Annotated in this window: 13 protein-coding genes and 1 pseudogene; 8 read left to right on the top strand and 6 right to left on the bottom strand. The window is 40.7% G+C overall.

The annotated features are described in order from the left end of the window. The first annotated feature begins 9 nt into the window (after positions 1 to 9). Positions 10 to 1,524, top strand: coding sequence for an MDR family MFS transporter (locus LQ188_RS17590; RefSeq protein WP_230177598.1), 1,515 nt, complete (start codon positions 10 to 12; stop codon positions 1,522 to 1,524). A 40-nt stretch (positions 1,525 to 1,564) separates the two neighbouring features. Here LQ188_RS17590 and LQ188_RS17585 read toward each other — a convergent pair whose 3' ends face one another. After that, positions 1,565 to 2,302 carry a sulfite exporter TauE/SafE family protein gene (locus LQ188_RS17585; RefSeq protein WP_230177596.1) on the bottom strand — a complete coding sequence of 246 codons (738 nt, stop codon included), beginning with the start codon at positions 2,300 to 2,302 and terminating at the stop codon, positions 1,565 to 1,567. A 113-nt stretch (positions 2,303 to 2,415) separates the two neighbouring features. Between LQ188_RS17585 and LQ188_RS17580 the strand changes: the two genes are divergently transcribed. From LQ188_RS17580 to LQ188_RS17565, 4 genes are all read left to right on the top strand, one after another. After that, a complete protein-coding gene (locus LQ188_RS17580) occupies positions 2,416 to 3,300 on the top strand; it encodes a LysR family transcriptional regulator (RefSeq protein ID WP_063231999.1) in 885 nt (294 codons plus the stop codon). A gap of 124 nt (positions 3,301 to 3,424) precedes the next feature. Next, the gene (gene dapD / locus LQ188_RS17575; RefSeq protein WP_230177595.1) at positions 3,425 to 4,135 is read left to right on the top strand and encodes a 2,3,4,5-tetrahydropyridine-2,6-dicarboxylate N-acetyltransferase; all 711 of its coding nucleotides are present in this window, start codon (positions 3,425 to 3,427) and stop codon (positions 4,133 to 4,135) included. 75 nt (positions 4,136 to 4,210) lie between these two features. After that, positions 4,211 to 5,335, top strand: coding sequence for an N-acetyldiaminopimelate deacetylase (locus tag LQ188_RS17570; RefSeq protein ID WP_101224731.1), 1,125 nt, complete (start codon positions 4,211 to 4,213; stop codon positions 5,333 to 5,335). A 58-nt stretch (positions 5,336 to 5,393) separates the two neighbouring features. Further along, complete coding sequence (locus LQ188_RS17565) at positions 5,394 to 6,056, top strand: TrkA family potassium uptake protein (RefSeq protein ID WP_284702805.1); 663 nt, start codon at positions 5,394 to 5,396, stop codon at positions 6,054 to 6,056. A gap of 152 nt (positions 6,057 to 6,208) precedes the next feature. On the opposite strand, the pseudogene LQ188_RS17560 reads toward LQ188_RS17565, so the two are convergent. From LQ188_RS17560 to LQ188_RS17550, 3 genes and pseudogenes are all read right to left on the bottom strand, one after another. Next, a pseudogene (locus LQ188_RS17560) lies at positions 6,209 to 6,379 on the bottom strand (IS5/IS1182 family transposase); the annotation flags it as partial. A gap of 424 nt (positions 6,380 to 6,803) precedes the next feature. Then, positions 6,804 to 8,474 (bottom strand): ribonuclease J1, encoded by a 1,671-nt coding sequence (gene rnjA / locus LQ188_RS17555; protein ID WP_034314071.1) that lies wholly within the window; start codon positions 8,472 to 8,474, stop codon positions 6,804 to 6,806. A 3-nt stretch (positions 8,475 to 8,477) separates the two neighbouring features. Then, positions 8,478 to 8,687 (bottom strand): RNA polymerase epsilon subunit, encoded by a 210-nt coding sequence (locus tag LQ188_RS17550; RefSeq protein ID WP_034314070.1) that lies wholly within the window; start codon positions 8,685 to 8,687, stop codon positions 8,478 to 8,480. A gap of 883 nt (positions 8,688 to 9,570) precedes the next feature. Here LQ188_RS17550 and LQ188_RS17545 point away from each other — a divergent pair. Then, positions 9,571 to 10,338, top strand: a complete 768-nt coding sequence (locus LQ188_RS17545; protein ID WP_230177593.1) for a Cof-type HAD-IIB family hydrolase — start codon at positions 9,571 to 9,573, stop codon at positions 10,336 to 10,338. Between the two features lie 49 nt (positions 10,339 to 10,387). Here the strand turns inward: LQ188_RS17545 and def are convergent, their stop codons facing one another. Beyond that, entirely contained in the window at positions 10,388 to 10,942 is a 555-nt protein-coding gene (gene def / locus LQ188_RS17540) for a peptide deformylase (protein ID WP_101224532.1), read from the bottom strand. Positions 10,943 to 11,181: 239 nt separating this feature from the next. Continuing rightward, a complete protein-coding gene (locus LQ188_RS17535; protein ID WP_063231991.1) occupies positions 11,182 to 11,337 on the bottom strand; it encodes a YjcZ family sporulation protein in 156 nt (51 codons plus the stop codon). Positions 11,338 to 11,551: 214 nt separating this feature from the next. Here LQ188_RS17535 and LQ188_RS17530 point away from each other — a divergent pair, with 214 nt between their 5' ends. Both LQ188_RS17530 and pdhA read left to right on the top strand, forming a co-directional pair. Beyond that, positions 11,552 to 12,211 carry a YkyA family protein gene (locus LQ188_RS17530; protein ID WP_157831113.1) on the top strand — a complete coding sequence of 220 codons (660 nt, stop codon included), beginning with the start codon at positions 11,552 to 11,554 and terminating at the stop codon, positions 12,209 to 12,211. Positions 12,212 to 12,855: 644 nt separating this feature from the next. Beyond that, entirely contained in the window at positions 12,856 to 13,971 is a 1,116-nt protein-coding gene (gene pdhA, locus LQ188_RS17525; protein ID WP_101224534.1) for a pyruvate dehydrogenase (acetyl-transferring) E1 component subunit alpha, read from the top strand. The last annotated feature ends 2 nt before the right edge of the window (positions 13,972 to 13,973 follow it).

Genomic DNA, 13,973 nt, shown 5'->3' with positions numbered 1-13,973 from the left:
AAGGGGAGGATGCGGGAATTGGGCCAAGCAGTGGATAGTGCAAAAGTGCAGAATAAAAAATTGAAACGTCCCTTCATACTAGCTGCCATCATGTTGGCTATGTTTATGAATGCTATTGAAGGAACGATCGTTTCGACGGCAATGCCAGCCATTGTAAGTGATTTAGGTGGTTTTTCACTTTACAGCTGGGTGTTTTCAAGTTATTTGCTAATGAACGCCGTAACAGTCTTGATTTATGGTAAGCTATCGGATATTCTCGGAAGAAAACCTGTCTTATTGTTTGGAATCGTTGTCTTTTTAATTGGCTCCATTCTTTGCGGCTTTGCCGATTCCATGACGGAACTCATCATTTATCGCTTTGTACAAGGATTCGGGGCGGGAGCTGTAGCTCCTGTAGCTTCGACGATTGTTGGTGATATTTATAAAAATGAAGAGAGGGCCCGCGTTCAAGGGTATCTATCGAGCGTTTGGGGCATTTCAGCGGTCATGGGACCCGCTTTGGGCGGCGTGCTCGTTGAATCCCTGACATGGAAGCTTGTCTTTTGGGTTAATGTTCCTTTGGGCTTATTATCTTTTATTGGGATTTGGCTTTTCCTTCATGAAAAAATCGAAAAGAAAAAACGTGATATCGATTACCTGGGTGCAGCGCTATTGACGTTATCCATATCCACTCTCATGGTGATACTCGTAGAAGGAGGAGTGAAATGGTCATGGGCTTCAGCTCCGGTCATTTCCTTGGCATTAGTGGCCATCATCACCTTCATCTTATTCATCCTTCAGGAAAAGAAAGCGGCCGAACCGATGATGCCATTTGAAATTTGGCAGGAGCGTTCGATTCTGATTGCGAACCTTGTATCCCTGACGACAGGGGTGATGATGATTGGATTATCAAGTTTCCTCCCGACATTCGTTCAGGGCGTGATGGAGCGCTCACCCACGGTAGCTGGTTTTACATTGACAGCCATGTCGATTGGCTGGCCGATCGCATCAATGATCTCAGGCAGGTTATTGATGAAAATAGGATTCAAATCAACCTCCCTCCTTGGAGGGTGCTCATTGGTCCTAGGGAGTTTGATCCTAGTATGGATGAAGCCGGAGGCCGGGCCACTGATTGCTGCCATGGGATCATTCTTTGTCGGTGTAGGCATGGGGTTGACTTCTACCTCATTCATTGTCGTCATTCAAAAAACAGTTAGCTGGGAACGCAGGGGCATTGCGACAGCTTCCAATATGTTTATGCGTAATTTAGGTAATACGGTAGGTGCCGCATTGCTTGGAGGAATCATGAATATGAGACTTCAAGCTTATTTGAACGAGCATGCGCCTTCCGGCTCGGGAGTGACGATAAATACGGCTAACCAACTGTTGAACAGTGAAGAACGCATGTCGCTTCCTGAAAATGTGGTGAAGGTTTTACAGGAAGGACTTACATTGTCACTGCAGACGATTTATCTCATTGTTCTAGTCTTCTCTATAATCAGCTTCCTGTTACTTACGAGATTAAGAAAAAATAAGAAGGCATAGGAAAAAAAAGGCAGACTCTTTAAATGGAGTTTGCCTTTTTTTAAGGAAACGCGACTCTGATGATCAATTGAATCAATAATGCGATCGTGACCGAATGTAAAATGAATTTCAATTGTCGAGTGGAGATTTTTTGAGCCACCCGCAGGGCCAGCTGTGATCCGATCAGGGAACCTATCGTGTAATAAATGGCGATCTCCCAGGCAATGTTACCGGCAAGGAAATAGGTGATGAATGCAGCTGTACAGCTAATGAAAGTTTGGAATCTAGTAAAAGCCAGGGATTGAAGGTAGGTGGCCCCATTTCTTAAAAAGGTATACATGAGCATGGTTGCCTGTCCCGGTCCGAACATACCGTCATAAACACTGATTCCGAATAGGGATGGGTAAACCTTTTTTGGGAGATGCCAATCCGCTTCACCGGAAGGTTTCGGTTTTTTTATGAAATTCATGATCAAAGCGACAGTCAAAAGACAGATGGCCAATAGATTCATCGCCTTTTCAGAGAATGAATTAGCAAGCAGCCCGCCACAGAAGCCACCGAAAAGGGCAAATGGGATTAACTGGAGGCCATCCTTCAGTTTTAACTGTTTCTTCTTGAATAAAATATAAAAACTGGAAAAAGAAGAAAACATATTGGAAAACTTGACTGAACCAATAACCTGGTGGATGGGTAAACCTATCAACAAAAGGGATGGCATGCCGATAAGACCGCCGCTCCCGGCCAATGTGCCGACAAAGGATGCTGCAAAACTGATGACAAGCAATAAAATGATCGTCAAAGGATATCCACTCCGTTTCTTTTCACTTGTATTATAAGCCGACTTTGTTGATAATAAAATTTAAATAAATTAATTCATCATGATAAGATTTGATTATCAAGAGGTTGGTGTGTATGTCATTTTCAGAATTTCATTTATTATCCGTGCTTGCTCAGGAAATGAATATGAGAAAAGCGGCTGAGCGGCTGTTCGTTTCCCAGCCTGCTTTATCTCAGCGTTTACAATCAATAGAAAAGGATTGGGGCTCGAAACTGTTTTTGCGTTCACAAAAAGGGCTGTCACTGACGCCAGCAGGCGAAGCGGTAATTCGTTTGGCCAATGAAGTCATAGAAAAAGAAGAAAAGGTCAGGGAAAGTATCCAAGCTATGGACCATGAAGTATATGGGACCTTGAAGATAGCCTGCGCCTCGATTGTCGGTCAAAATTGGCTGCCGCAAGTATTGAAAAAGTTCGTCCAAAAATACCCGTATGCCAAAATTTCCTTGATCACTGGCTGGAGCAGTGAGATTTTAAAGTCTTTGTATGAAGGGCAAGTGCATATTGGCATCATAAGGGGAGCCCCGGATTGGAAAGGGGTAAAACAGCATTTATTCACGGATATGCTTTATTTGGTGGATACTGAAATGAAGGAACTGAATCAAGTGTTCGAAACGGACCGGCCATTCATTCAGTTTAAAAGCGATTCGAATTATTACCAGGAAATCCAGGACTGGTGGCATCGGCAATTTAAAACGACACCAAAAAACACCATAGTCGTGGATCAAATCGAAACATGCAAACAAATGGTGTTTAATGGTATAGGATATGCGATCCTGCCAGCCATCACTTTACATGATAAAGATACGAATGTTTTTAAAATCCCTCTACTGGATGGGCATAACCACTCAATCGAACGTGATACATGGCTTTGCGGCTATGAATCTGCCTTTCAGTTAAAGCAAGTCCAGGCATTCACGGAAGTGGTGAAAGAGCATATTCGTGACCAAGGAATGTTATAGGTCCGCCTACGAAAATGTCAATAGGGCAGAATAATATATAAGAGTGACATTCAACTTGTCTTGCCGGCTGTTGTCTGGTAAATTTAAAACGAGTAATGATACATATTTAGGAGGTTTACCCGGAATGAATAAAATGGATGCACACGAAATTATTTCTTTTATCTCAAATAGTAAAAAATCTACACCTGTAAAGGTATATGTGAAAGGCGATTTAGAAGGCATGGATTTTGGTCCAGCTTCTAAAACTTTCATTACAGGAAATACAGGGGTTGTATTCGGTGAGTGGTCTGAAGTCGAAGAAGCAATCAAGGCAGCAGGAACAAAAATCGAGGATTATGTAGTTGAAAATGATCGTCGTAACTCTGCCATTCCTTTATTGGACCTAAAAGGCATCAAAGCCCGTATCGAGCCTGGTGCAATAATCCGTGACCAAGTATCCATTGGAGACAACGCAGTCATCATGATGGGTGCATCAATCAATATTGGTTCTGTTATCGGTGAAGGTACAATGATCGACATGAACGCAATACTGGGCGGACGTGCAACAGTGGGCAAAAACTGTCACGTAGGTGCAGGTGCCGTTTTAGCAGGTGTGATCGAGCCGCCTTCCGCACAACCGGTCATTTTGGAAGATGATGTGTTAATCGGAGCCAATGCGGTCGTACTGGAAGGTGTCAAAATCGGTGAAGGTTCCGTTGTGGCTGCTGGTGCAGTTGTAACGAAAGACGTTCCTCCATATTCCGTGGCTGCTGGTATCCCGGCGAGGGTCATTAAACAAATTGACGAAAAAACAAAATCAAAAACAGAAATCATGCAAGAACTTCGTCAACTTTAATTTCTTTAGTGAATATTGCCTGAAGCGTGGATAACTATATCCACGCTTTCTGTATAGGGAGGGAATAACGTGAAAATAAATCCTTTTGCCGAGATCCGGCGTGATTTGCATCAAATACCGGAGATAGGATTCAAGGAATTCAAGACGCAGCAATACCTACTGAATTACATAACGAACCTTGCCCAGGAGCGAATGGAAATCGAAACTTGGCGGACTGGGATATTCGTGAAAGTGAAGGGAAGGAATCCGCGAAAAACTATTGGCTACCGGGCTGATATTGACGGTCTGCCGATAAAAGAGGAAACCGGATTGCCGTTCACATCCAACCACGAGGAATATATGCATGCCTGCGGTCATGATTTTCATATGAGCATAGGTTTGGGGTTATTGACATATTTCACTGAAAATCCGATTGATGATGACTTGCTATTCATTTTCCAGCCTGCAGAAGAGGGGCCTGGAGGAGCTGAACCAATGCTTAAATCGGAAACCATGAAAAAATGGAAGCCGGACATGATCCTTGCTTTACATATTGCTCCAGAGTATCCAGTTGGTACGATTGCCGTAAAAGAAGGGCTTCTATTTGCCAATACATCTGAATTATTCATCGATTTGAGGGGGAAAGGGGGGCATGCAGCCTATCCGCATGAAACAAATGACATGGTCATTGCGGCCTGCTCGCTTGTAGGGCAGCTGCAAACAATCGTTTCAAGGAATGTCAATCCACTTGATTCAGCTGTCATTACAGTTGGGAAGATTACTGGAGGCACCGTTCAAAACATTATTGCGGAGACAGCACGGTTAGAAGGCACAATACGCACCCTTAACCCCGAATCGATGGTAAAGGTCAAGTCAAGAATAAAAGCGCTTGTGGATGGTATACAAGTGGGATATGAGTGCTTGGCTGATATCGACTATGGAGCGATGTATCACCAGGTATATAATGAAGAACGGTTGACCAGGGAATTCATGGAATTTACAGAGAAGTCAAACGCTGTCCATTTGCATTGTTGTACTGAAGCGATGACCGGTGAAGATTTTGGATATATGTTAAAGGAGATTCCAGGATTCATGTTCTGGCTGGGGGTTTCATCGGAATACGGATTGCACCACGCCAAGTTAAGTCCTGATGAAAAAGCGATTGAACTCGCGATCAATCACTTGACGGAATATATAACGTTTAAAGGAAGCGAAGCGTAAAAATGCTTTTCAGTACAGAACATGCTCTAAAGAGAGAACGAATCACGTTGGAGGGCTTATTGTGAAAAAAGAATTTGCGGTGATTGGACTTGGCCGTTTTGGAGGCAGCATAGTCAGGACATTAGCTGAAGAAGGATTAGGGGTTCTGGCCATCGATGCTGACGAAGATCGAGTGAATGAATTTGCCAGGATAGCTTCACATGCCGTTGTAGGGGATACTACGGATGAAAATGTGCTGAGAAACATAGGTATTCGTAATTTTGATCACGTCATTGTAGCGATTGGCGAGAATATTCAAGCTAGTATATTGACGACCCTCATGCTTAAGGAATTGGGTGTCGGAAATGTAACGGTTAAAGCGCAAAATGATTATCATGAGAAGGTTCTCCGGAAAATCGGGGCCGATTTTGTCGTGCATCCCGAACGAGATATGGGAAGAAGGATTGCCCATAATATCGTCTCCAATAATATTCTCGATTATTTGGAGCTTTCTGATGAACACTCCATCGTCGAAATTGTTGCCAGCCAAAAGATGAATGGAAACTCGATATTTGACCTTGATATCCGTGCTCACTATGGGCTGAATATCGTCGCGATCAAAAGAGGGAACGAAATAAATGTCTCCCCGCAGGCGAGCGATTTAATTCATAAGGGTGATATATTGATCGTCATCGGCGCGGATTCGGACATCAATCGCTTTGAAAAAAAAATTGTGGAATAAGCAAGCGTCCTGCTAAAATCGAGCAGCGCTTTTATCAAAGGAAAACAAAAAGGTTTCGGAATGGTCTCATTCCGAAACCTTTTTTGTTTTTTAAATTGGATTTGAAGTAGTTATAGAGAAATAGCCTGCATCGACATTTTTTAATTCCCTTAAGTAGTCCTACGAAAACCATTCTTTTCTTTTACATCTGCAATTACACGCAATATTGTTTCTTTGCGTTTCGCATATATAGATTTTACATCGACATAATGATCTTTACTTTCTGTACACTGTGATAAAAGTGAACAAGTCGTACAAATGGGTTTGGATGATTTATACTCTCTATTTTGGTTTATTTCTTCTTGAAGGCGTACTGATAGGCTCGTGTTTCCGGCACTGCTTTCCACAGTGTGGAATCAACAAATACATGCTTCTTATCAGTTTACTTTCGGAAGCTTTCCATTAAGATGCGATAGAAAATCTATTCAAGCATCCTTATCACCTCAAGTTTTAATACTGTTTTTTTAAAATAAAAAAGACTGTAGGCAAAAAGAGTTCTATCTAACTGTTAAAACAAAGTTGATTGGTGCGGGGGTTCGAGACTCCTGCGAGAATACGCGGCCAAAGGGAGACCCCACAGGCGCTAAGACGCCGAGAAGGCTCCCGGACCGCCCGCGGAAAACGAGTGCCTGTAGTGAAATTCAACGTTCGATATTTACACAGCTAAACAAAAAAAGCCCAGCCAAATGATGGCTGGGCTTCTATTATTTATTGCACTTCCATGATGATTGGTAGGATCATCGGACGGCGTTTAGTTTTTTCATATAGGAATGGAGATAGAGTGTCTGTAATTTCATTTTTGATTTCAGACCATTGTGTAGTTTTGCGATCCATCACCTTATTTAGATGCTTGGTGATCAAGGATTGAGCATCGCTGATCAGGTCTCCTGATTCTCTCATATAAACAAATCCGCGTGAAATGATGTCAGGACCCGATGCGATTTTGAATTCCTTCATATTGATGCTGACAACGACGACGACAAGACCTTCCTCGGAAAGAATCCGACGATCTCGGAGAACGATATTACCGATATCCCCGATGCCGCTTCCATCGATATAAACCGAACCTGAAGGGATTTTACCAGCGATTTGTGCTGTGTTTTCACTTAAGGAAAGAACTTCACCATTATCCATGATAAAGCAATTTTCTTCCGGAACTCCGCAATCGACTGCATGGCGGGCATGAAGTTTTTGCATACGGTATTCACCATGGATTGGCATGAAGAATTTTGGTTTTATCAGGCGAAGCATTAGCTTTTGTTCCTGCTGTCCTCCATGCCCCGATGTATGAATGTCATTCAAAGGACCTGAAATGACGTCTGCTCCTGCACGATATAATTGATTGATCGTTCTGGAAACACTGATTGTGTTACCTGGGATAGGTGAAGAAGAAAATACGACAGTATCACCAGGGATGATTTGAATTTGGCGGTGAGTGCCATTCGCTATGCGCGACAGCGCTGCCATTGGTTCACCTTGGCTGCCTGTACAAAGGATGGTTACTTTATTCGCAGGCATGCGATTCAATTGCTGTACATCAATAAATGTATCTTTAGGCGCTACGATATAACCAAGATCTTGTCCAATTGATATGGCTGAATCCATGCTCCGGCCAAAAACGGCTATTTTACGTCCATTAGCCACGGCTGCTTCCACAACTTGCTGAAGGCGATGGATGTTCGATGCAAACGTTGCAAAAATGATCCGGCCGTCAACCTTACGGAAAATGTCTTGAATGGTATCGCCGACACGGCTTTCGGACATAGTAAAGTTCTGCACTTCACTATTTGTGCTATCCGAGAGTAAGCACAATACGCCTTCTTTACCGATTTCCGCCATCTTGGTCAGGTTAGCAGGCTCGCCCACTGGTGTGAAGTCAAATTTAAAATCACCAGTATGGACAATTTGTCCAGGTGGCGTTTTAACGACGATCCCATAAGAATCAGGGATACTGTGAGTTGTGCGGAAGAAAGAAACGGACGTCTTCCGGAACTTGATCACTTCATCTTCACTGATTTCAATCATGGTTGTCTGACGTAAAAGGCCGTGTTCCTCCAATTTATTACGAAGCAGTCCAAGTGCCAGCTTCCCGCCGTATACAGGGACATTCACTTTTCTAAGTAAATAAGGAATCCCGCCAATATGGTCTTCATGACCATGGGTAATGAAAACACCTTTAATTTTATCTACATTTTTCTCTAAATAGCTGTAATCTGGAATCACATAGTCAATACCGAGAAGTTCATCTTCAGGAAATTTAATTCCAGCATCAATGATGATGATTTCATCTTGAAACTGAACAGCATATGTGTTCTTACCGATTTCGCCTAAACCGCCCAGGGCGAATACAGCTGTTTGATCGTTTTTTACAAATTTCATAAATTATAGCTCCAATACTTTGTAATCTTCATTTTGTTTTTCATATTCTAAATATGCTCCGGTTACGGGTAGTACGATTTCTACGTTATAAGGTTCTTTTTTTAGTTTTAAACGGACGTCACGAACGGATTCACCTTCGACAAACATTGTTTTAGTATTCTCCCTGATGGGAACCTCTGATATGGTTACTTGATAGTATACCTTAAAAACCATTTTAATCTCTCCTCACTTGTTTGCATTGCTTTTTTCATTATATATAAAAACAACAATTTTTTCATGTTTTTCAACATCATGTAAAAATAAACCCAGCTCCGCCATAAAAACGGAAGGGGTTTGATGAATTAAATATACCAATGTTTAAAAGTATATAAAAAAATAGATGGCAGATTTGGTATCAACCCGATTGTAGCTTCCTCTATCTTATATCCTATCCGTTTTTGCCATGTGTAAAACTTAAATCATCTGATCTTTTTTTCGCAAACGATTTCTTTCTAAATTAATATAGTATCACTGTGTACAGCGTTTCATGAAAAGACAACGACTCATATTTTGATTGAAATATGTATTCACCTGACCATATAAAAGCCAAGAAAGAATGCTTAACAAGAACTTTACAACAAGGAAGAAGCCCTCCGCAAGTTTTTGAAGGGCTGTCCGAAAAAAATTCGCATATGGATGACGGCCAAGGCAGGAATGAGTGGCAAATCATGCGATAGATTTTTTTCTTAAAAGATCATTCCACTGTTTAACAAGCTTTTTACGAAGCTTTTTTAACATGGCGATCACGCTCCCTTAGTTATTATTGTATAGGATTATTCAATAATGTAAATACGTCTTTACAGGTACTTGGCCCATTTTTGAAAAAAAAGGCTCATTCAAACAAGCAACTGGGATTTTAGAGGCAAGAAGGGTGGGAGAAGTGTAATCTGGAAAGCCTTAGCTGGTTTCTAATTAAGAATAGTATATGCCCATTCCTGAATAAAAAACGTAACTTTGAGTTGGATACGGTAGAGTTACTTGACTTATCTTGATGACAATTATTAAATGGGTACATATTAAAAAAGGAAAAAATGAATGAATTGGAAGTGAATCGTTAGTGAAAATCGTATTCTTTGATATTGACGGAACATTGCTTGATCATGAAAAAAAGTTACCTGCTTCAACAAAAAAAGCCGTAAAGCAACTGCAGGATAGCGGGGTTTTTGTAGCGATTGCCACAGGAAGGGCTCCCTTCATGTTCGAGTCCTTAAGGGAAGAGCTTGGCATCGATACATTCGTAAGTTTCAATGGACAATATGTTGTTTTTGAAGGGAAAGTCGTTTATAAAAACCCTTTGAGCATACCTGAAATAAAACGGCTCCACGAACATGCTGAAAAAAATGAAATCCCGATCGTTTTCATGAATGAGGAGACAATGAAATCGAGTGTTCCTCATCATAGCCGAATTGAAGAGGCATTAAGCAGCCTGAAGTTTCCCCATCCTGAACATGTGGCAGATTTTTATGAGGACCATGATATATACCAAGCGTTATTATTCTGCTCGGAAGATGAAGAAGGGAACTTTGTTGGGAATTATGATGACTTTCACTTCATTAGATGGCATGAGTATTCGACGGATGTACTTCCATTCGGGGGTTCGAAAGCTGAAGGCATTAAAATATTAATGGAAAAAGTCGGGTTTGCTCTGGAGGATGTTTACGCTTTTGGAGATGGCTTAAATGATATAGAGATGTTAAAAGTAGCGGGATATGGCGTGGCAATGGGGAATGCCGGTCAACTTGTGAAGCAAGAGGCCGACTTTGTAACGAAGGATGTCGATGATGATGGCATACTTTTTGGTTTGAAGGAGCTTGAATTGATATAAAAAAAACAAAACCCCCGTCCACCAACAGGCGGGGGTTTTGCTTATTACGTTACCTTTCCACCGCAATGGAATTTTCCGGAATGGCATAAGGGTCTTCCGGGTTGATATGATCATAGAACATGATTCCATTAAGGTGGTCGATTTCATGTTGAAAACAAATTGCTGCGATGCCTTTCAGGCGGAGTTGAACCGATTTTCCTTCCAGGTCCGTACCCACAACAGTTATTCGAGCATAACGTGGCACGTAGCCAGAAACGGGACGATTTACGGAAAGGCAGCCTTCTCCGGATGTCAAGTATGCTTTTTCCACTGAATGGCTAATGAGTTTAGGGTTGAAAAGTGCATAGCTATACAGTTGATCATCTTTTTCTTTCAAATGTACTGCAATCATCCTTTTTGAAACATTCACTTGAGGTGCAGCCAGGCCAATTCCTGCCCTTAACCCATATATAGCAGCAATATCGGGCTTCTGGCTGTTTTGGACATATTCCATCAGGCTGGCTAAAAGTTGTTTATCTTCAAATGATGCCGGAAGCGGAACCTCTACCGCGACTTGCCTTAAGATTGGGTCGTCTTCATTAACAAAATCATCCATGGTTAGCATAATCTCTCACCCCATAAAAATTCTAATAATATGTATAGGGTTATTTTAACAAAAAAAATGCTGAAAGTTAATGGATGGCCTAATTAAAGAAAAATGGAAGGAATGGAATCAAATCGATTAATTCCTATTCCAACCATTATTTTATTGCCTGTTGAGGTCTATTTAAAAAAATAAATCATTTTTTGTGAATCAGGGTAAATAGTTAACATTTTCGGGTAAAGGTAATAGTAATTACCTGCTTAGCATAAACACGCGCCGACAATGATTAGCAGAATGAACAGGACAATGATTATTGCGAAGCCGCTTCCAAAGCCGCAGCCTCCACCATCACCATAACCATAGCTGGGTGCAACGGAAACCGGATAACAACATTCCTGGTTGGAACCTCCATACATAATTTCATACCTCCGTTTTTGTATTATTAAAATGCTGACCACTCTGATTTGAAACGGTCCCTACAGCCTATGCAGTATGGTTTAAAGGGTGTAGGCTAGCGCCCAGTAATGAAAAAAACCTGTTCGGAATATTATTGTAACAAGTGTCAGCGGCTTATAAGGGAATTTAGGGAAATATGAATCTTCGAAGAATTATCAGAAGGAGCTGTCTATTTTGAATCGTTTTGGCCCATATGTTATTTTACTTCTTGCTTTAGTGGTTTTGACTGGTTGTTTCAATGGTTCGCCGGAAGAAAGAATCCACAAAATCCTAGAGAAAACTGCAGAAAAGGAAAGTGATTTCACCGAGAATCAAGAGCCTCTTAATGATTTGGAGAAAAAAGAAAAAGAAAAATATGAGAAAATCATTAAACTTGGATTGGATGATTATGAACAGATCGTCGAGCTATCAGATGAAGCAACCAAGAATATCGACCAAAGGGAAGAAATAATTGAAAAGGAACAAAGCAGTATGCAATCCTCAAAAGAACAATTCAATCAGATTGACGAACAAATCGGGAAAATAGATGATGAAAAGATAAAAAAAGAAGCGACTGAAATGAAAAAGGTCATGAGTGAGCGCTATAGCACCTACGATAATTTATATGATGCCTATCAACAAAGTCTGGCTTATGATCGTGAATTATATGAACTGTTTAAAAAAGAGGATTTGAAAATGGATGAATTACAAGTGCAAATCGAGAAAATCAATACTTCTTATACAAAAGTTTTGAAAGCGAATGAGGAATTTAATGCATTAACGGAAAAATCAAATCAAAAAAAAGAAAGTTTTTATGATAGTTCCGGCATAGAAATGGCTGATTCAACAAAATAATATAAATAATGATGGGCTGTGATCCTCAATCACAGCCCATATTTTATTCCATCCAGTCCGATTATGGACTGAAAATTTCTAGAATGATCTTTTTTTGTGTAACCGGATTGATGTGAGCTTTTATACCTGTACTAAAAAAAATCGATAATTAAAAATCTAACAGCAGCGTTATATGAAAGCGTTTGAACATTTTTTTGGAATATTATTCCGATGCCTCTAATGCCTTTAGTTAAAGCGGTTTTGGAATCGATGGGATATGCGGGGGAATTGAAATGTTATCCTTCGCCAACCTTAAATCGATAAAGACGTGAATTTTAATAGTACAGTTGTAAAGTGAAAACTAATACAGAGAAGAAGTATGAGTGCTGGAAATTGTATTAAATCAAAATTATAAGGAACTCCAAGTGATTGACTTGATGTTAATTCATCTTGTAAACTTAATCTATAAAAATTCTTGTATCATTTTCCTTGATTTTTTTTATGGTACAGAATAAGATTGAGACATATTAAGCATATCCACGTTTGAGGGATTGGTCTTAAGGGGAAAATAAAAGAATGCATTGTGGAAGAAACTAAAAAGCAAACTTTTTTTGCTTTATAGAATAATAATAGCAAACCTTTTTAATGAAAGGATGAGGTGCCAAATGGCTCAAAAAACTAAGCAAGCTAAAATTAATGTTCAAGATCAGCTTAAAAAAGTAGAAGAACAATTTGAAACTTTTCAAATTTTAAATGAAGAGGGAGAAGTCGTTAATGAAGCGGCTATGCCTGAATTAAGTGATGAACAATTGCAAGAATTAATGCGTCGTATGGTTTATACACGTATCTTGGATCAACGTTCCATATCACTGAACCGCCAAGGCAGATTAGGTTTCTATGCACCGACTGCCGGTCAAGAAGCGTCTCAAATCGCTTCCCAGTATGCTTTGGAAAAAGAAGATTTCATTCTGCCTGGTTACCGTGATGTTCCGCAAATCGTTTGGCATGGTCTGCCGCTTTGGCAAGCATTCTTATTCTCCCGGGGACACTTTAAAGGAAATCAAATTCCTGAAGACGTCAATGTCATTTCCCCTCAAATCATTATCGGCGCTCAATATATCCAAGCTGCCGGAGTGGCTCTTGGGTTGAAGAAACGCGGGAAAAAAGCTGTTGCCGTTACATATACGGGTGACGGTGGAACCTCACAAGGTGACTTCTATGAGGGAATTAACTTTGCAGGTGCATTTAAAGCGCCAGCTATCTTCATCGTGCAAAATAACCGTTTCGCGATCTCGACACCGGTTGATTTGCAATCAGCAGCTAAAACATTGGCTCAAAAGGGTGTGGCTGCAGGTATTCCTGGAATCCAGGTTGATGGTATGGATGCGTTGGCCGTTTATACAGCCGTTAAAGAAGCACGTGAACGTGCAATCAATGGTGAAGGCCCTACATTGATTGAAACATTAACTTACCGTTATGGTCCGCATACGATGGCTGGGGATGACCCGACACGTTACCGTACTTCCGAAATGGATAACGAGTGGGAACTGAAAGATCCATTGGTTCGTTTCCGCAAGTTCTTGGAAAACAAAAAGCTTTGGAATGAAGAATTAGAAAACGAAACGATAGAAAAAGCAAAAGACGATATTAAAGAAGCAATCAAATTGGCTGATGCAGAACCTAAACAAAAGGTTACAGACCTAATTGAAAACATGTATGAAGAAATGCCTTATAACTTAAAAGAACAATATGAAATTTATAAAGAGAAGGAGTCGAAGTAAGC

The organism is Peribacillus sp. Bi134 (assembly GCF_918698065.1).
Classification (GTDB): domain Bacteria; phylum Bacillota; class Bacilli; order Bacillales; family DSM-1321; genus Peribacillus.
This window is presented reverse-complemented; position numbering and strand designations above follow the sequence as displayed.

Excerpts from the sequence above, each read along its gene's own strand:
- LQ188_RS17535 (WP_063231991.1), bottom strand. The coding sequence starts at position 11,337 with ATGTATGGAGGTTCCAACCAGGAATGTTGTTATCCGGTTTCCGTTGCA.
- LQ188_RS17550 (WP_034314070.1), bottom strand. The coding sequence starts at position 8,687 with ATGGTTTTTAAGGTATACTATCAAGTAACCATATCAGAGGTTCCCATC.
- dapD (WP_230177595.1), top strand. The coding sequence starts at position 3,425 with ATGAATAAAATGGATGCACACGAAATTATTTCTTTTATCTCAAATAGT.
- def (WP_101224532.1), bottom strand. The coding sequence starts at position 10,942 with ATGCTAACCATGGATGATTTTGTTAATGAAGACGACCCAATCTTAAGG.
- LQ188_RS17580 (WP_063231999.1), top strand. The coding sequence starts at position 2,416 with ATGTCATTTTCAGAATTTCATTTATTATCCGTGCTTGCTCAGGAAATG.
- rnjA (WP_034314071.1), bottom strand. The coding sequence starts at position 8,474 with ATGAAATTTGTAAAAAACGATCAAACAGCTGTATTCGCCCTGGGCGGT.
- pdhA (WP_101224534.1), top strand. The coding sequence starts at position 12,856 with ATGGCTCAAAAAACTAAGCAAGCTAAAATTAATGTTCAAGATCAGCTT.
- LQ188_RS17590 (WP_230177598.1), top strand. The coding sequence starts at position 10 with ATGCGGGAATTGGGCCAAGCAGTGGATAGTGCAAAAGTGCAGAATAAA.